The sequence below is a fragment of the Thioclava sp. DLFJ5-1 genome (assembly GCF_002020115.1).
Classification (GTDB): domain Bacteria; phylum Pseudomonadota; class Alphaproteobacteria; order Rhodobacterales; family Rhodobacteraceae; genus Thioclava; species Thioclava sediminum.
The window spans coordinates 1,054,190-1,071,948 of record NZ_MPZU01000001.1; the positions used below are offsets into that span (position 1 = coordinate 1,054,190).

General features: G+C 63.8%; 17 protein-coding genes and 1 pseudogene. 11 read left to right on the forward strand and 7 right to left on the reverse strand.

Annotation, left to right across the window (positions count from 1 at the left end; translation table 11 throughout):
* Window positions 1–33 precede the first annotated feature (33 nt).
* Window positions 34–939 carry a LysR family transcriptional regulator gene (locus tag BMI86_RS05030; RefSeq protein WP_078540020.1) on the reverse strand — a complete coding sequence of 302 codons (906 nt, stop codon included), beginning with the start codon at window positions 937–939 and terminating at the stop codon, window positions 34–36.
* A 225-nt stretch (window positions 940–1,164) separates the two neighbouring features.
* Here BMI86_RS05030 and BMI86_RS05035 point away from each other — a divergent pair, with 225 nt between their 5' ends.
* From BMI86_RS05035 to BMI86_RS05075, 9 genes and pseudogenes are all read left to right on the forward strand, one after another.
* A complete protein-coding gene (locus BMI86_RS05035) occupies window positions 1,165–1,953 on the forward strand; it encodes a 5-oxoprolinase subunit PxpA (RefSeq protein ID WP_078540021.1) in 789 nt (262 codons plus the stop codon).
* 12 nt (window positions 1,954–1,965) lie between these two features.
* On the forward strand, window positions 1,966–2,199 hold the full coding sequence (locus BMI86_RS05040; protein WP_078540022.1) for an acetyl-CoA carboxylase: 234 nt from the start codon (window positions 1,966–1,968) through the stop codon (window positions 2,197–2,199).
* A 4-nt stretch (window positions 2,200–2,203) separates the two neighbouring features.
* Entirely contained in the window at window positions 2,204–3,577 is a 1,374-nt protein-coding gene (locus BMI86_RS05045) for an acetyl-CoA carboxylase biotin carboxylase subunit (protein WP_078540023.1), read from the forward strand.
* Window positions 3,578–3,586: 9 nt separating this feature from the next.
* Window positions 3,587–4,462: a carboxyltransferase domain-containing protein gene (locus BMI86_RS05050; protein ID WP_078540024.1), complete on the forward strand. Its 876-nt coding sequence runs from the start codon at window positions 3,587–3,589 to the stop codon at window positions 4,460–4,462.
* On the forward strand, window positions 4,452–5,420 hold the full coding sequence (locus BMI86_RS05055; protein ID WP_078540025.1) for a biotin-dependent carboxyltransferase family protein: 969 nt from the start codon (window positions 4,452–4,454) through the stop codon (window positions 5,418–5,420). Before BMI86_RS05050 ends, BMI86_RS05055 begins: the two co-directional genes overlap by 11 nt.
* A gap of 82 nt (window positions 5,421–5,502) precedes the next feature.
* Window positions 5,503–6,573: a TMAO reductase system periplasmic protein TorT gene (torT, locus tag BMI86_RS05060; protein WP_078540026.1), complete on the forward strand. Its 1,071-nt coding sequence runs from the start codon at window positions 5,503–5,505 to the stop codon at window positions 6,571–6,573.
* Window positions 6,574–6,638: 65 nt separating this feature from the next.
* The gene (locus tag BMI86_RS05065) at window positions 6,639–8,165 is read left to right on the forward strand and encodes a sugar ABC transporter ATP-binding protein (RefSeq protein ID WP_078540027.1); all 1,527 of its coding nucleotides are present in this window, start codon (window positions 6,639–6,641) and stop codon (window positions 8,163–8,165) included.
* Window positions 8,162–9,169 carry an ABC transporter permease gene (locus BMI86_RS05070; RefSeq protein ID WP_232621712.1) on the forward strand — a complete coding sequence of 336 codons (1,008 nt, stop codon included), beginning with the start codon at window positions 8,162–8,164 and terminating at the stop codon, window positions 9,167–9,169. Before BMI86_RS05065 ends, BMI86_RS05070 begins: the two co-directional genes overlap by 4 nt.
* Before the next feature lie 185 nt (window positions 9,170–9,354).
* Window positions 9,355–9,893, forward strand: a pseudogene (locus tag BMI86_RS05075) (IS5 family transposase); the annotation flags it as partial.
* A gap of 69 nt (window positions 9,894–9,962) precedes the next feature.
* Here the strand turns inward: BMI86_RS05075 and dctP are convergent.
* The 6 genes from dctP to BMI86_RS05105 all read right to left on the reverse strand — a co-directional run bounded on the left by dctP (window position 9,963) and on the right by BMI86_RS05105 (window position 15,585).
* Window positions 9,963–11,033: a TRAP transporter substrate-binding protein DctP gene (gene dctP / locus BMI86_RS05080; RefSeq protein WP_078540028.1), complete on the reverse strand. Its 1,071-nt coding sequence runs from the start codon at window positions 11,031–11,033 to the stop codon at window positions 9,963–9,965.
* Between the two features lie 30 nt (window positions 11,034–11,063).
* Window positions 11,064–12,353: a TRAP transporter large permease gene (locus BMI86_RS05085; RefSeq protein WP_078540029.1), complete on the reverse strand. Its 1,290-nt coding sequence runs from the start codon at window positions 12,351–12,353 to the stop codon at window positions 11,064–11,066.
* Window positions 12,353–12,940: a TRAP transporter small permease subunit gene (locus BMI86_RS05090; protein WP_078540030.1), complete on the reverse strand. Its 588-nt coding sequence runs from the start codon at window positions 12,938–12,940 to the stop codon at window positions 12,353–12,355. The genes BMI86_RS05085 and BMI86_RS05090 overlap by 1 nt, the downstream gene beginning before the upstream one ends.
* A gap of 82 nt (window positions 12,941–13,022) precedes the next feature.
* Window positions 13,023–13,541, reverse strand: coding sequence for a flavin reductase family protein (locus BMI86_RS05095; RefSeq protein WP_078540433.1), 519 nt, complete (start codon window positions 13,539–13,541; stop codon window positions 13,023–13,025).
* Window positions 13,541–14,431 carry an aldo/keto reductase gene (locus tag BMI86_RS05100; RefSeq protein WP_078540031.1) on the reverse strand — a complete coding sequence of 297 codons (891 nt, stop codon included), beginning with the start codon at window positions 14,429–14,431 and terminating at the stop codon, window positions 13,541–13,543. Before BMI86_RS05100 ends, BMI86_RS05095 begins: the two co-directional genes overlap by 1 nt.
* Entirely contained in the window at window positions 14,431–15,585 is a 1,155-nt protein-coding gene (locus tag BMI86_RS05105; RefSeq protein ID WP_078540032.1) for an LLM class flavin-dependent oxidoreductase, read from the reverse strand. Before BMI86_RS05105 ends, BMI86_RS05100 begins: the two co-directional genes overlap by 1 nt.
* 92 nt (window positions 15,586–15,677) lie before the next feature.
* On the opposite strand from BMI86_RS05105, the gene BMI86_RS05110 reads away from it, so the two are divergent.
* Together BMI86_RS05110 and BMI86_RS05115 are read left to right on the forward strand one after the other, a co-directional pair.
* A complete protein-coding gene (locus tag BMI86_RS05110) occupies window positions 15,678–16,394 on the forward strand; it encodes a GntR family transcriptional regulator (protein WP_210402134.1) in 717 nt (238 codons plus the stop codon).
* A gap of 10 nt (window positions 16,395–16,404) precedes the next feature.
* Window positions 16,405–17,538 carry a Gfo/Idh/MocA family oxidoreductase gene (locus tag BMI86_RS05115; protein ID WP_078540033.1) on the forward strand — a complete coding sequence of 378 codons (1,134 nt, stop codon included), beginning with the start codon at window positions 16,405–16,407 and terminating at the stop codon, window positions 17,536–17,538.
* Window positions 17,539–17,759: the final 221 nt, after the last annotated feature.

Consider the following 17,759-nt stretch of genomic DNA (forward strand, 5'->3'; position numbering starts at 1 on the left):
TCGTTGACGATGGGAAATTTCGTTCGCCTTGGCTCAGCTGTTCAACGTCAGCGAGCTGTCGAAAGTCAGCCGGAAGTAGTCGTAGAGCGCGACGGCGCCCGGAGACAGCTCGGCCCCGCGGCGCCACGCCAGACCAACATCCATCGTCGGAACGGGCGGATCGGTTTCGACCGTTACGATGCGTTTTCCCTCGAGAGACCAGGGCCGATAGACCATATCGGAAAGCACGGTCACCCCCTGCCCGTTCGCCACGATCGAGCGCACGGCCTCGATCGATGAGGTGCGCAGCTTCACGCGCGGCTGGGTCGAGCCGAAGTTCCAGTATTTCATCGTCGTGTTCGCCGCCTCGTCGACAGTGAGCATGATATAGTCTTCGTGGGCGATCTCCTTGAAATCGACGCTGCGCAGGTTCGCCAGCCGATGGCCCTGCGGCAGCCAGAGTCTGCGGGGCGAACGCATCAGCGTCTCGCTTTCCAGTTCCGGGTTCATCACGTTCGAGGTCAACACGATCGCGATGTCGAACCGGTTCGACAGCAGCCCTTCCTCCACCGCCTCGCGGTTCAGCTCGTGGAGCTGGATATCGAGATTGGGGTGCAGCCGCGCCAGCCGCCCCAGATGATAGGGCAGGAAATATCCGATCACCGTGTAGGTGGTCGCGACGAGAACCCGCCCGGTCACGCCGCTGCTGCGCTCGCGGATATTCACTGCCTCGTCGAGCTTGGTGAGGATATCGTAGGACAGGCCCAGCAACTCGCGCCCCGACTGGGTCAGTTCCATCCCGTGCGAGGTCCGGGTGAAAAGCTCGGTATCCATCTCGGCCTCAAGCTCGCGGATTGCGGTCGTCACCGAGGACTGGGAAATCGAGAGTTCGTTGGCCGCCCGGCTGACCTGACCGGTCTCGGCGGTTGCCACGAAATACTTGAGCTGACGGAAGTTCATGCCGCCTCCTTTCGGATTTTCCGATAATGTCGACCACGGGATTCAGATATCAGAGGTTCGCAATCTGCACAGATCGAAGTCATATCCATATTTTTCAGCGATTTGTACCGGACAGTGTCTAATCACATTATCGATTATCACGATAATGCCCTCACTGATATTAGAATTTTACATGTCGTTCACATTGTCGAAAGCTGATCTTGCAACAGAGATCTGGGAAGAGACATGCCGAAACTCATCGACCTGAACTGTGACCTCGGAGAAGGCTTCGGCCATTGGGCCATGGCTGGCGCGCCGGATGATCAGCTGATGCCGCTGATCTCCTCGGCCAATGTCGCGAACGGTTTTCACGCCGGCGACCCGATGCAGATGAACCGGGTCGCGAAGCTCTGCCATCAGCATTCCGTCGGTCTCGGCGCGCATCCCGGCTATCGCGATCTCGTCGGTTTCGGGCGCCGCCACATCAACGCGAGCTCCGAGGAGCTGGTGAACGACATCATCTACCAGGTGGGGGCGATGCGCGAATTCGGCCGCCGTTACGGGGTGCCGCTGCAGCACGTCAAACCGCACGGCGCGCTCTACATGGAGGCCGCGCGCAACGAGGACCTCTCGCGCCACCTGGTCGAGACGCTGCAACGCTACGCGCCGGGGCTGATCCTGTTCTGCATGGATATCTCGAAGACCTACGAGGTCGCCAAGCGCCTCGGTCAGCCGGTCGTGCGCGAGTTCTATGCCGACCGTGACTATGACGACAGCGGCTCGATCGTCTTCGCCCGCCACGTCTCCGCGCCCGACCCCAAGAAGCTCGCCGCAAAATGCGTGCGCGCCTGCCTCGAGAACACCGTCGAGACGGTCACCGGGAAGACGATTACGGTAGAGTTCGAGTCGATCTGCTTCCACTCGGACACGCCCGGTGCGCTGGAAATCGGCCACGCGATCAAGACTGCACTGCAAGAAAACGGCGTCACCATTGCCCCCGCGGCGATGGTTCTCGCTGAAAATGAAAAGACCTGACAGGAGAGAGCCATGACGGATATCGTTTCCCCGCTTCCCGGAACTTTCTACCACAAGCCCGACCCCAATTCGGCCCCGTTCAAATCCGCGGGCGACGCGGTCGCGGTCGGCGACACGATTGGGCTGATCGAGGTGATGAAGACCTTCATCGAGGTGAAAGCCGAGGCTGCGGGCACCTTCTCGGACTATGTCGCGGCGGATGCGACGCCGGTTTCGGCGGGCGATGTGCTCGCGAAGATGGGCTGATCCGATGGCGATCGAAACTCTCTTCATTGCAAACCGGGGCGAGATCGCCGTGCGGATCATCCGCGCCGCGCAATCGCTTGGCATCAAGACGGTGCAGGCCTATTCCGAGGCCGATGCCGAGATGCTGGCGGTCAAGCTCGCCGATGAGGCGGTCTGTGTCGGGCCTGCCCCGGCTGCGAAATCCTACCTGAACATCTCTGCCGTCGTGGCGGCCGCGAAAGACGCGGGCGCCGATGCGGTCCATCCGGGCTACGGGTTTCTCGCCGAGAACGCCGATTTCGCCCGCGCCGTGGAAGACGCCGGGATGATCTTCGTCGGCCCCAAACCCGAGACGATCGAGCGGATGGGCGACAAAGTCGCCGCCCGGATCGCCGCGAAAGAGGCTGGCGTGCCGACGGTGCCCGGCTCTGACGGGCGCATCACGGCAGACGAGGCGCTGAGCGTGGCGGACGAGATCGGCTACCCGGTGATGATCAAGGCCGCCGCCGGTGGCGGTGGGCGCGGCATCCGGATCGCGCAGGACGCGGCCGAGCTGGCCCGTCTCGCCCCGCAAGCCCGCGCCGAGGCCGAAGCGGCTTTCGGCGACGGTGGCCTCTATCTGGAAAAGGTGATCGTCAATCCGCGCCATATCGAGGTGCAGATCCTCGGTGACGGCACGGGGGCCGCGGTCCATTGCTACGAGCGCGAATGCTCGCTGCAGCGCCGCCGCCAGAAGGTCTGGGAAGAAGCCCCGGCTTTCGGCCTGCCGGACGCCACCCGCGAGGCGATGTGCAACGCGGCGGTCGCTCTGGCCGAGGCCGTGAACTATCGCGGCGCGGGCACGATCGAATATCTCTACGATGCGGCCGCCGATGAGTTCTACTTCATCGAGATGAACACCCGTATTCAGGTCGAACATCCCGTGACCGAGATGATCACCGGGCTCGATCTGGTCGCCATGATGCTGCTGATCGCGGGCGGCGAGACGCTGCCCGTCACGCAAGATCAGATCACCTGCACGGGCCATGCGATCGAGGTGCGCCTCAATGCCGAGGATCCGCTGATGCAGTTCCTGCCCTTCCCCGGCAAGGTGGCCTCGCTGTCGATCCCCGAAGGCGAAGGTCTGCGCTTCGATCACTTCCTCTATGAGGGCTATCAGATCCCGCCCTTCTACGACTCGCTTCTGGGCAAGATGATCGTTCATGCGCCGACCCGCGAGGCCGCGATCGACCTGATGGCCGAGACGCTGAAAGACATGGAAATCGGCGGTCTGAAGACCACCACGCCCCTGCATCTGGCGCTCGCCGCCGATCCGGGCGTGCGCGCCGGCGACTTCCATACGCAATGGCTCGAGCCGTGGCTCGATGCCGGCAACCTCACCGCAACCGACGCAGCATAGGAGATCCCCATGAAGACAAGGTATTCCTTTGGCGGCGACGAGCACGTCTATGTCGAGGTCGACGAGGAGATGTCGCTCGAAGCCTTCTTCGTAGCACTGTCGCTGCGCAACGCCGTGGCCGAGGCGAACATTCCCGGCGTGACCGAGATCTGCCCCGCCAATGCCAGCTTTGAAGTGCGCTTCAACCCCGACGTGATCTCGCCCGACGAGATGATGGCACGGATCAAGGAGCTCGAGCACAAGGCCGAGGCCGGCGAGAAGCGCCTCGACACGAGGATCGTCGAGGTCCCGGTCTATTTCCAAGACCCCTGGACCCACGAGACCCTGATGCGGTTCCGCGAACGCCATCAGGATCCGGAGGCGACCGATCTCGAATATGCCGCGCGGATCAACGGCTATGACAGCGTGGAGGCCTTCATCGAAGCCTATCACTCGCAGCCGTGGTTCGTCTCGATGGTGGGTTTCGTGGCGGGCTTGCCGTTCCTTTACCAGCTCGTCGAGCGCGAAAAGCAGATCGAGGTGCCGAAATACCTGCGCCCCCGGACCGACACGCCCAAGCACACGGTCGGTATCGGCGGCTGCTTCGGCTGCATCTACTCGGTGCGCGGCGCGGGCGGCTACCAGATGTTCGGCATCACCCCGATGACGATCTTCGACCCGACCCAGACCGTCTCCTATCTGCAAGACTTCATGGTCTTCTTCAAACCCGGCGACATCGTGAAGTGGAAACCGATCGACCGCGCCGAGTTCGACCGGATCGAGGCCGCCGTGAAAGACGGCACCTATACCCCCCGCATTGCCGAAGTGACCTTCGATCTCGAAGCGTTCAACGCCGATATGGCGGGCACCAATGCGAAACTGATGGAGGCCCTCAATGGCGTTTAAGGTTGTCAAACCCGGCCTGTCGACGACGATCCAGGATCTTGGTCGTCCGGGCTATTTCCATCTCGGCATTCCCGAAGGCGGTGCGATGGATCGCTTCGCGATGCGGGTCGCCAACATGCTGGTCGGCAATGACGAGGCCGAGGCCGGTCTGGAAGCCGTCTTCATGGGCCCGGAACTGACGTTCGAGGATGACACGCTCGTGGCCGTCACCGGTGGCGAGATGCCGATCATGGTCGATGGCGAGCCGCGCGAAAGCTGGTCCTCCTTCGTCGTGAAGGCCGGTCAGACGCTGAGCTTCGGCTTCCTGAAATCCGGCGCGCGCATCTACATCGCCTTCGGCGGCGGGATCGACACGCCGAGCGCGCTCGGCTCGCGCTCGACCTATCCGATCGGCGCGCTTGGCGGGGTCGAGGGCCGCGCCATCGCAGCCGACGACGTCATCCCGGTCGGCAAGTCCAAGGACATGACCGAGCGCACGCTCGACAAGGCTCTACTCGCCCCGGTCGAGACGCCGGTCAGCCTGCGGGTTCTCCCGGGCCTCTACTGGCACCGACTGACCCCGGCGTCGCAGGCGCAGTTCTTCGCCGACGAATGGACCGTCGCCCCCGAGGCGGACCGGATGGGCTATCGCTTCCGCGGTGGCGCGCCGATGGAATTCGTCGAGCGTGAACAGCCTTTCGGCGCGGGCTCCGACCCGTCCAACATCGTCGATGGCTGCTATTCCTACGGCTCGATCCAAGTGCCGGGCGGACAGGAGCCCATCGTGCTCCATCGCGACGCGGTCTCGGGCGGGGGCTACTTCACCCTCGGCGCGGTGATCTCGGCCGATATGGACCTGATCGGGCAGCTGCAACCCAATACCAAGGTGCGCTTCGTCGAAGTGACCATGGAACAGGCACTGGCCGCGCGCACCGCACGCCGCGAACGGCTCGACAAGATCCGCGCCGCGCTCGGGTAAACCCCGGGCGCCCCGCGCCGACGCTATTCCACAAGCGGGGACAACCCGCGATCAAACCAAGCAACAGAGAGGTCTCTGAACAATGAAACATGTCCTGACATCCGTCGCGCTTCTGGGCGCTACGTGTGCCGCGCTCCCGGCCATGGCCGAGGATGCGTGGTTCCCCTACCCCGCCGAAGAGGTCGTCCCGGCCTTCTCCGCCGATGGCACCGCCCAGCCCATCGAATATGAGGCGCTTGCCAAGGCCGACAAGGATTACAAGATCTGCGTCTCCTTCCCGCACATGAAAGACGCCTATTGGCTCGGCGTCGATTACGGCGTGACCGAAGAGGCCAAGCGCGAAGGCGTCAGCCTGAACGTGGTCGAGGCCGGTGGCTACACCAACCTCGCCAAGCAAATCAGCCAGATCGAGGACTGTGCCGCCGGTGGCGCGCAGGCGGTCATCATCGGGGCGATCTCCTATGACGGCCTGAACTCGGTCGTGAAGGAACTGGCCGACAAGGACATCCCCGTCATCGACCTCGTCAACGGCATGTCCTCGCCCGACCTCGCGGCCAAGTCGCTCGTCTCCTTCGAGACGATGGGCAAAGAAATCGGCTCCTACCTCGCGCAGAAGCACCCCGAGGGCAGCGACGAAGTGACCGTCGGCTGGTTCCCGGGTCCGGCAGGCGCCGGTTGGGTCGAAGCCGCAAACAAGGGCTTCATGGAAGCCGTGAAAGGCTCGGCCGTGAAAGTGCTCGAGCCGCGCTACGGCGATACCGGCAAGGAAGCCCAGCTCAAGCTCGTCGAAGACGTGCTGCAGGCGAACCCGGAAGTGAACTACATCGCGGGCACCGCGGTGACCGCGGAAGTGGCACAGGGCCTGCTGCGCGAGCGTGGCCTGACCGACAAGGTCGGCAACCTCGCCTTCTACCTGACGCCCGGCGTCTATAGCGGCATCCAGCGCGGCTTCATCGAGGCGGCCCCGGCGGACTCGATGGTCATCCAGGGCCGGATCGCGGTCGATCAGGCGGTGCGTATCCTCGAAGGCAAGGACTATGTCAAACATGTCGGTCCGAAGATCTTCGTCATCACCAAGGACAATATCGAAGACACGCCGCGTTCCGCGGTGCTGCCCCCGGACGGCTTCCAGCCGGTCTTCTCGGTGAACTGACGACCCGCGGCGCCGGCCCTCCCCCTTCCGCCGGCGCCGCCAATTCCTGCCCTGGGAGACAGCAAATGACGAGCAAACCGCTTCTACAGGCGCATGGGCTGAGCAAGGCCTATCCGGGCGTCCTCGCCCTCGATGCCGTCGATTTCGACCTCTATGCGGGTGAGCTGCATGTGCTGTTCGGTGAGAACGGCGCGGGGAAGTCGACGATGATCTCGCTGCTGGCGGGCGCCAATACCCCGACCTCCGGCACGATCGAGATGCGCGGCGAGCCGGTCCAGTTCGCCTCGGTGGCCGATGCGCAGGCCAAAGGCATCCATACCGTTTTTCAAGAATTCTCGCTGATCCCGACGATGAGCGTGGCGCAGAACATGTTTCTGGGCCACGAGCCGGGCGTCGGCCCCTTCCTGTCGCCGCGCGCGATGCGCCAGCGGGCGAAGGAAACCCTGACCGATCTGAACTTCGACATCGACCCGGACCTGACCGTGGCGCGCCTGTCGCGGGCGCAGCAGCAGATGGTCGAGATCGCGAAGGCGATGCAGGGCGATCTGTCGGTCCTGATCCTCGACGAGCCCACCGCCTCGCTGACCGATCGCGAGGTCGATCAGCTCTTCGAGGTGATCGGGCGGCTCAAATCCGAAGGTGTGGGGATCATCTATATCTCGCACCGCGTCCATGAATTCGAGCGCATCGCCGAGCGCGTGACGGTGCTGCGCGACGGCGCGCATATCGGCACCGCGCCGATGGCCGATATGACCGAACAATCGCTCGTGGACATGATGGCCGGGCGCGAAATCCGCGACATCTACCCGACGATCGCCCATACGCCCGGCGAAGTCGTCCTCGACGTGCAAAACCTCAGCGCCCCCGGAATAGATCACGCCTCCTTCGAGGTGCGCCGGGGCGAGGTGCTGGGCGTCGCGGGCCTCGTGGGCTCGGGCAAGTCGCGGCTGTTCCGCTCGGTGATGGGGCTCAACGCGACCCATGCCGGGCAGGTCCGCTTCAAGGGCCGGGACGTCACCAGCGCACAGACCCGCAAGCTGGTGAAGGCGGGCGCGTGGTATCTCTCGCCCGACCGCAAGCACGAGGGCCTGATCCTCGCCGAGACGCCGCGCGGCAATTTGGTGATGGATTTGATGGCCGAGGGCGGTCCGCTGCTGCGCTCGCGTCAGCTGAGCACCCGCGCGGCGGAAATCTTCGGCCATGTCGAACTGCATGAGAGCTACCGCAGTCGCGTCGTCGGCAAGCTCTCGGGCGGCAATCAGCAGAAGGTGCTGTTCGGCAAGGCCTTCGGGCATGAGGCCGATCTCTACATCTTCGACGAGCCGACCGTGGGCGTCGACATGGGCACCCGCGCGGCGCTCTACCGGCTGATCGCGGAACTGGCCGAGGCCGGGAAAGCCGTCGTGGTGATCTCGTCGGATCTGCCCGAGGTGATGAACCTCGCCCACCGCGCCATCGTGCTCGCCAATGGCAAGATCACCGCCGAGCTGCCGCGCGAGGATCTGCGCGAGGACATCGTCCTGCGCTATTTCTTCGACCAGCCCGGCGCCTCCCAACAGACACTCCAAGACACAGAAGGAAGCCCCGCATGATGCAGGCCAATTCCAAGCCTTCGCTGGCGGCGCTGCCGCTGCGTATCTTCATCAAGCTCGGCGTGCTGCCGTTCTTCCTCATCGCGGCCGTCGTGATCTTCACCCTCGCCGCGCCGAACTTCCTGTCGCCGCAGAACCTGATCAACGTGGCACGGCAATCGGTCTATCTAGTGCTCGTGTCGCTGGGCCAGATGCTGGTGCTGATCTCGGGAGGCTTCGACCTGTCGGTCGGCACGGTGATCGCGCTCAGCTCCGTCGTCTCGGCACTGGCGATGACATGGGCCGCGCAGATTTTCCCAGATGCGATCTGGCTCGTGATCCTGATCGGGGCTTTCGCAGGCTTCGCGGTCGCGCTGATCGTGGGCGCGGTGAACGGGATCGGCGTCGCGCTGTTCGACGTCTCGCCTTTCATCATGACGCTGGGCGTGTCCTCCGTGGGCACCGGGCTTGCGTTGTTCCTGACCGGGGGCGTGCCGGTTTCGGGCCTGCCCTTCGCCTTCGGTGACACGTTCGGCTTCGGTCGGGTGTTCGGAGTTCCCGTGCCCGTGGTGATCGCCGTGATCGCCATCATCGTGATGTGGGTGCTGATGGCCCGCACCCGCGTCGGCGCCCGGATCTATGCCGTCGGCGGCAACATCAAGGCGGCCCATTTGTCGGCGATCAACACCCGCGGCACGCTGATCCTCGTCTATGGGCTTTGCGCCGTGATCGCGGCCCTGACCGGCCTGCTGCTGACCGCGCGCGTCGAGAGCGGCGATGCGAACCTTGGCGGCACGATCGCAATGGAGAGCATCGCGGCCTGCGTCATCGCCGGGGTCTCGCTGCGCGGCGGGATCGGCCGGGTGGAGAATGTCGTGCTCGGCGCGTTCTTCATCATCCTGATGCAAAACGGGATGAACCTCGCGCAGGTCAGCTCCTACATGCAGATGGTGCTCATCGGTCTGTTGCTCATCTGCGCCGTGATCTTCGACCAGCTACGTTACCGGATGATCGTGAAGGGCTAAGAGACCAGCCTGGCCGGGTGCGCGCGTCTTGCGCCTCCCGGCTTTTGTCTGTTCGGTCGGTCGAAGCGATATGGCCCGAAGCCGACATTCGTTGCGCGCTGCCGGTCGAACACGACCGAGGCCTAGGGTCAGAATTCATTGATTTGTGTTGCGTCGCGTGATTCACGGCTCCGAAAACGGAAAGAAAAAAGACCGTGATGATCGACGCAACCTACCTGAAGGCACACCGCACCGCGACCAGCCTGGCCGCGAAAAAGGGGGCGCGGTCGCCTGATCGGGCGAACCAAGGAGTTTGAGGGAAAAAGAAACTGTCCGGGGGACAGTTTCGCCCGAAAACGGAATACCAAACTGGATGCCATCTGCGACAGCCAAGGGCGACCGCTCAGCCTGTTCGTCACCGCTGGGCAGGTCGGCGACTACATCGGTGCGCGGGCGCTGCTGAGCAGCCTACCCAAGGTCGACTGGTTCCTCGGGGACCGCGGCTTATGCCGACTGGTTCCGAGACGCGTTTCAGGACAAAGGGATACGCGCCTGCATCCCGGGCCGGAAGCAACGCAAGACGCCCATCAAATATGACAAACGCCGCTACAAGCGCCGTAACCGGATTGAGATAATGTTCAGCAGTCTCAAAGACCGGAGGCGTGTGGCGACTCGCTATGACCGATCTCCGAAGGTCTTCCTTTCCGCCATCGCCCTGGCGGCTCTCGTCATCTACTGGTTATGAATCCTAAGCCTAGAAAATGACAAACCCGCGCCACGAGGCGCGGGTTCGCTCTTCATCGGGAGCAAAGGCTCAGTTCAGCTCGGTCGCACGCTCTGCATCGACGGTGTTCGATGCCTGATCGACGGCTGATTGCAGATCATCGAATACTTCGCCACCGTTCTGGACGTTGTCCTTGAACCAGCCATAGACCGGCTTCGCCGCGTCCTGGAACTGCTGCTTTTCCTCGGGCGTCGGCACGTATATCTCGCCGCCGTCCTTCTTGAACTCCTCGTAAGCCGCGATCGACTTGCGCTTCGGCGAGGCGAACGTCGCCTGCTGGAGCGCCGCGAACCCGTCCACGATCACACGCTGCATGTCGGGCGACATCTCCTTGAACTTTTTGTTGTTCATCCACCACAGCGCCGCCATGTAGGCATGCCCGTCGAGCGTCAGATGCTTCAGCCCGGCCTCGGGGAATTTCATGTTCATGATGTCGGTGATGCCGTTCTTGGTGCCGTCCACAACGCCGGTCTGCATCGCGGTGAACAGCTCCGGCCACGGGATCGGGGTCGGCGAAGCACCCATCGCCTTCACCAACTCTTGCGGCAGGTCGGCGACGATGGTGCGGATCTTCATCCCCTTCAGATCTGCGGGCGTCTTCACCGTCTTCTTGGTGTTGGCGAAGTTGCGCCAGCCGCCGGTATTCCCGATCGTCATCAGGCGGATCATGTCGTCGCTATCCGCCAGCGCCATCTTGCGCAGCTCCGAGGTGAAGTCGGTATGGGTCAGCACTTCCTCGGCCACCCGGTCGTTCGGCATCAGATACGGCAGGTCGAGGACCTGCACGTAAGGAAAGATCCCCGCGGCGCCGCCCGAGGTCGAGATGTAGATATCGAGCGAGCCATCCGCGATGCCCTGCAGGCACTCCGCCCCGTTCGAGCAGAGCTGCGTGCCGATGAAGAGGTCGACCTTGATCTTCCCGTTCGAGGCATTCTCGACATAGTTCTTGAACACGACGAGACCGTCGTAATCCTCGTCATTGGTGTTGGAGTTGGCGACCGCGCGCAGCGTGATCGTATCGTCCTGAGCCTGCGCGGCCATGCCGAGCCCCGAGGCCAGCACGGCCCCCAGCGCAAGCGATTTCACAAAAGTTCTGAGCATCGTTTCCTCCCTATATGCTTCAGTCTTGTCTTAGTTGGCGAACCCCGTCAGGCGGGGGATGGTCATCGAAATCGCGGGAAAATAGGTAATCAGGAAGATCACGGCCACTTCGACCGCGAGGAACGGCAGGATCGCGCGGGCGATGGTCTCGACCCGCTCTTTCGAGACGGCGGCGGCGACGAACAGCACCAGCCCCATCGGCGGCGTCGCGAGGCCCACGGTCAGGTTCACGCTCATGATGATCGCGAAATGGATCGGATCGACGCCGAGCCCGGTGAAGATCGGCGCGAGGATCGGTCCCAGCACGATGATCGCCGGGCCCGCGTCGAGGAACATGCCCACGATGAACAGCAGGATATTGATCAAGAACAGCAGGATCAGCGGGTTCTGCGACAGGCCGAGGATGAATTCCGCCAGCGCCTCGGGGGCGTGCGCAAGGCTGACGACGGTCTTGAACGCCATCGCCGCGCCCACCAGCAAAAGCACCACCGAAGAGGTCAGCCCCGCCCGCATCAGGATATGCGGCAGGTCGCCCCAGCGCAGCGTGCGCAGGATGAAGAGACCGACGATCAGCGCATAGGCCACGGCGATTGCCGCCGCCTCGGTCGGCGTGAAGACACCGCCCAAGATACCGCCTAGAATGATCACCGGCGTCATCAGCGGGAAAAACGCGCGCAAGGATGCCTGCCCGCGCTCGGGCCAGGTGTGTTTCTTCGAGGCGGGGGGAAACCCGTGTTTGTTGGCCATGAACTTGACCATCAGCATCAGCCCGATACCGACGAGCGCCCCTGGCACGATCCCCGCGAGGAACAGCGCCGCGACCGACTGGCCCATGACATAGGCGTAGATGATCATGATGCCCGAAGGCGGGATGATCGGGCCAATCACCGAGCTGGCCGCGGTGATGGCGGCGGCGAATTTGCGGGTGTAGCCCTGCTGTTCCATCGCCGGGATCAGCATCGAACCCAGTGCCGAAGTGTCGGCCACCGCCGAGCCCGAAAGCCCCGCGAACAGCATCGAGGACAGGACATTCACATGCGCGAGCCCGCCGCGCAGATGGCCCATCATCGCTTCCGAGAACTCCACCAGACGGCGCGTGATGCCGCCCGAATTCATCATCTCGCCCGCCAGCATGAAGAACGGGATCGCGAGCAGCGGGAAGCTGTCCATCCCGTTGTAAAGGTTGCGGTAAAGCAGCGCGAAATCGCGCTCTTGCCCGTTCAGGAGCAGCATCGCGCCGGGCGCTGCCAGAAGCGCGAAGAAGATCGGGAAGCCGATCAGGATCAGGACGAGGAAAAGGGGCAGGAACCAGACCAGCATCACTCGGCCCCTCCGGCGACGGACCAGACCGGCGGCAGCGGATCGTCTCCGGTGCGGAAGGCGAGCAGATTGCGCAGGATCAGCTCGATATTGACCAGCACGAGAAGCGCGAAGCCCACCACGAGCGAGGCCATCATCCAGCTCCGCGGCACGCGAATCCAAGCGTCGAAGGCCAGATTTTCCGGCACCCAGAGCGAGGCGGTTGCGAATTTCCCGCCAAAGCCGGTGATCCCGGCCCAGCCGAGTTTCAAAGCCGCGACCGAGACCAGCAGCGAGAACACCAGCAGCACCAGTGTCAGCGTGCGCCCCACCAGCTTGGGCAGCATCACCGCCAGCATGTCGATCGCCACGAAGCCGCCAGAGCGAAACGCCGAGGGCGCCATCAGCCCCGCCATCCACAACATGCAGAACCGCGCCGCCTCATCGGGCCAGGGTAGCGCGCTATTGAGCACATAGCGGAACCAAATCTGGATCAGGATCGCGATGACCATCGCCGCCACGGCAAAGACACCCGCCCACCGTCCGATGGCGAGCAGGATGTCGTTCAGCCGGACGAGCGGTCTCGCCAGAATTGTCAGCAGGGTCATGCGCGCGTTTCCTCCCTCGCGATCCCTTGGAGGCCCGGCGCCACGCTCCTCCTGCGCGGTCCGGGCCGGATATGTCAGCGCCTCAGTTCATCTCGATCCGCCGCACCTGCCCACGGTAGAAGGCCAGCGCGTCACCATCGTCGCGCATCACCGCGCGCTCGACTTGACCCAGCACCAGCAGGTGATCGCCGCCCTCGTGGCAGGCGACGCGATGACATTCGAAGCGCGCGAGACAGCCGTCGATCAGCGGCACGCCATGATCGTTGAGGTGATAGGCGTGATCGAGCAGCGCATGGGCATTCTTTGTCGTGGCAAAGCACAGATCGTCCTGATCGGCGGCGAGCACGTGGATCGCGTAATGCTCCGCGTTCTCGAAATGCACGAAGCGGCGCGAGTTGCGATCCGGGGCCCAGATCACCAGCGGCGGATCGAGCGAGACCGAAGAGAAACTGTTCGCCGTGATCGCGACAGGGCCGTTCTCGCTGGCGGCGGTCACGATGGTGATGCCCGTGGCAAACCGCCCGAAGGCGTCGCGCAGCAAGCGGGTATTCTCTGGGCCCGGCACGAAAGTGCGCGGGGTGAACTGGCGGGTTGCGTTCATCATGGGACCTCCTGACCGAGCCCGGCCTCGTAGAGGCGGAACCACGTCTCCCTGTCGATCTGCACCTTCATCGCATCGGAAAGCTTCGCGATCCGCTCGAGATTGTTCGTCCCCATCACCGGGATGATCCGCGCCGGATGCGCCAGCAGGAAAGCGGTCGCGACAGCTGCACGATCCACGCCTTGCGCCTGCGCGATCTCATCAAGAACGCTTTGCACGCGACCCTCTCCCGTCATCAGCGCGCCGCCGCCCAGTGGCGACCACGCCATCACGGGCTGGGACTGCCGCTGGTGAAAGGCCAGATCGCCATTGGTGAAGGGCTGCAGGCAACCGAGGCTAATCTCGATCTGGTTGGTCACCAGCGGCGTCTTCATCCCCGATTGCAGCAACTCCCAGTCCCACGGGCGGAAGTTCGATACGCCGACCGCGCGCACCTTGCCCGAGGCGACCAGATCATCCAGCACAGCCCCAGTCTCGTGGTGATCAATCAGCGGATCGGGGCGGTGGATCAGCAGCAGGTCGATCCGGTCGGTGGCCAGCTCCCGCAGCGAGGCCTCGACCGAGGCTTCGATATGCGCGCGCGAGGTGTCGTAATGCTTCACCTTGCGATGCGAATGACGGCCCGCCGCGACGATGATGTCGCATTTCGTGACGATCTCCATCTGATCGCGCAGCGACGGATCCTCGCGCATCGCCGCGCCGAAGACCCCCTCCGCCGTGTAGCCGCCATAGATATCGGCATGGTCGAACGTGGTGATCCCCTGCGCCAGACAGGCGTCGATCTTGGCGCGCACATGGGCGGGCGAGGTATCGGCATCGTCGGCGAGTCGCCACATGCCATAGACGATCCGGCTGAGCGCGACATCCGAGGTAAGGTCGATCTTTTCCATTAGCGGCGTTCCCCTTCTGCGAGCGGTGTTGCCGGCGGCCCCATCGGGACGCGACCATAGATTTCGGGCAGCGAGACCGTGTCGAGATGCGGCATCACAAGACGGCCGAACTGGCGAGCCTCGTCGATATGCGGATAGCCCGACAGGATGAAGGCGCGAATGCCCATCTTGCGATATTCCTCGAGCTTCGTGAGCACCTGATCGGCCGAGCCCACCAGCGCCGCGCCGCAGCCCGAACGCGCGCGCCCCACCCCGGTCCAGAGGTTCGGCTCGACATAGCCGCTCTCATCCGCGATCTCGCGGTTGCGCGCCTGCTTCGACACGCCGAGCGAGCCCGCATCATGCGCCCGCTCGCGGATTTTCCGGCCTTCCTCGTCATCGAGCTTCGAGACAAGTTCCTGCGCGTATTCCTTCGCCTCGGCCTCGGTGTCGCGCACGATCACATGGACTCGCAGCCCGTAGTCGAGAACGCGCCCGTGCCGCTCGGCGGCCTCGTTGACCACCTTCATCCGGCCTTCCAGCTCTTCCTTCGTCTCGGGCCACATCAGGTAGACGTCGCAATGCTCTGCGCACAGCTCGACCGCCGCCGGGGAATAGCCGCCGAAATAGAGAAGCGGGCCGCCCTGCTGATAGGGCTTCGCCGGGTCGGTCGTGAGGCCTTTGAAATTGTAGACCTGACCTTCGTAATTGATCTCGTCTTGGGTCCAGGCCTGCTTGAGGATCTCGACCACTTCACGCGAGCGCTGGTAGCGGAATTCGCTCTCTTCCTTCTCGCCCGGGAAATCCGACGAGATGATGTTCACCGTCAGACGGCCTTCGAGCATGTGGTCGAGCGTCGCGATGGTGCGCGCCAGCATGATCGGTTGCATTTCCCCGCAGCGCACGGCGGCGAGGAAATTCATCCGGTTGGTGATCTGGCTGGCGCCGGCCACAAAGCTCAGCGTGTCTTGGCCCACCTGATAGCTCGACGGGCACAGGATGTTACGGAAGCCCTGCCGCTCGGCCTCTCGCACGATATCGGAACAATGCGCCCAGCTGGAGCGGAGATCGCCCTCGGGCTGGCCGAGATAGCGGTAATCATCCGAACACAGAGCAGAAAACCAGGACACCTCCGCGGCATCGAGATCACCCGATCTCACCGGCACAACAGTCATGCGTTCCTCCCTCGCGATTCCCGTTCGATTTCCCTTCACTTAGCAGTCGCCTTGATATAGATCAATACTGTATCAATTTTTGGGGCGACCAAGTGACACAGGCAAATCAAGGGTCAGAGCGCACCGGGCTGCCGATCTACAAGCAGGTTTCCGAAGTGCTGATTCGAGATATCGCGGCGGGCCGACTGACCGACGGGGAGCGCCTTCCCCCCGAACGGACGATGGCCGCGCAGCTGAAGATCGCGGTGGGCACTTTGCGGCGCGCGCTGGAGGATCTGGAGGAGAAAGGTCTACTGGAGCGGGTTCAGGGCTCGGGCAATTACATCCGCACCCGCAACCTTCGCGACCATTTCTACTCCATGCTGCGGATCGAGCTCCTGTCGGGAGGCGGATTTCCGAATGCCCGCATCCTCTCGGTCGATGTGATGGACAAGCCCGCCGACCTGCCGGAGTTTGGCACGTCCAAGCGCGCGAGCCGGGTGCGCCGCCTGCGCTTTCTCGACGAGACGCCGGTCGCAGCGGAGGAAATCTGGCTCGACGCCGCGAAAGGCGAGGTGAAAGCCGAGGATCTCGAGGACTCGCTTTACGCCTACTACCAACGCGCGCTCGGCTTCTGGATCGCGAGCGCCGAGGATCGGGTCAGCTTCGCGCCGATGCCGGACTGGGGGCCGTCGGAGCTCGACTGCCGCCCCGGTGAGACCGCTGGCTATATCGAGCGCTTCAGCTGGGCCGACGGCCCTGCCCCGGTCGAATTTTCGCGCACATGGTTCGACACCAGCCGCGCACATTACGTTCAACGCATGAGATGAGGAGGCTCGGATGAGCGTCACCAAGACGGGACCCGTTCGCTACGGCATGATCGGCTGCGGCATGATGGGACAGGAACACCTGCGCAATATCGCACTGCTGGACGGGGCGGAGGTCGCTGCGATCTTCGAGCCCGACGCGGAGATGGCGCAGGCGGCGCAGACGTTCGCGCCGGGGGCGCGGATGGTGGGATCGGTGGCCGAGTTGCTGGCGGTTGAGACGCTCGACTGCCTCGTCATCACCAGCCCGAATTTCCGCCATCTCGAACAGCTCGAAGAGATCGCCGCGACCCGCCCGCTGCCGGTTCTCGTGGAAAAGCCGCTTTTTACCGACCCGACCCATGCGGACCGGCTGCAAGCCTTCCGCGACAACTACCCCGCCCCGGTCTGGGTGGCGATGGAATATCGCTACATGCCGCCGATCGCGGCCTTCCTCGACGAGGCCGAGGCTGCGACGGGCGGGATCACCATGCTCACCGTGCGCGAACACCGTTTCCCCTTCCTGTTCAAGGTCGGCAACTGGAATCGCTTCAACCGCTACACGGGCGGCACCTTCGTCGAGAAATGCTGCCATTTCTTCGACCTGATGCGGCTTGCCCTGAAATCCGAGCCGGTGCGCGTCATGGCCTCCGCCCCGCCCCCGGTGAACCACGTCACCGAGGCCGACGCGCCCGATATCCTCGATGCGGGCTTCGCCATCGTCGAATTCGAGAGCGGCGCGCGGGCGATGCTGGAGCTGTGCATGTATGCCGAGGGCGCGCGCTATCAGGAGGAGGTCACCGCCGTCGGACCCAATGGCAAGATCGAGGCGCTGGTGCCCGGCCCGACCCGGTTCTGGCCCGCGCATCTGGGCGCGCCGCCGGTGCCGAAACTGGTGATCTCGCCGCGCGATCCGAAAGGCCCGGTGGAGCGCGAGATGCCGGTGCCCGAGGAACTGCTCGCCGCGGGCGATCACAACGGGTCCACCTATCACCAGCATGTAGGCTTCATCGCCCTCGTGCGCGGGGAGCGCAGCGCGCCTGAGGTCACGCTGGAAGATGGCTGGGCTGCCGTCGCTATCGGCCAAGCGGTGCAGCGCTCGATCGAGACCAGCGAGGTGGTGCGCCTCGCCGACCAGCCTTGGCAGCGCGTGAGCCAAGACGCCTGAACGCCACAAGCGACGCTCCCCGAAAACGAAAACCGCTGCGCCCTCCCTCGAGAAGGCACAGCGGAGAAGTCTTGCTACATCGGACCGAGGCCACCCCTCGAGCTCGCGGTCACTTGGATAGCCGCACTGCGAGCTCAGGCCGCGCCACAACATCGGCAAGCGCGGAATAGACCCGATCTGATCACCGGAAACTTGCCCGTTCGAAGCGGGGGGCCGATTGG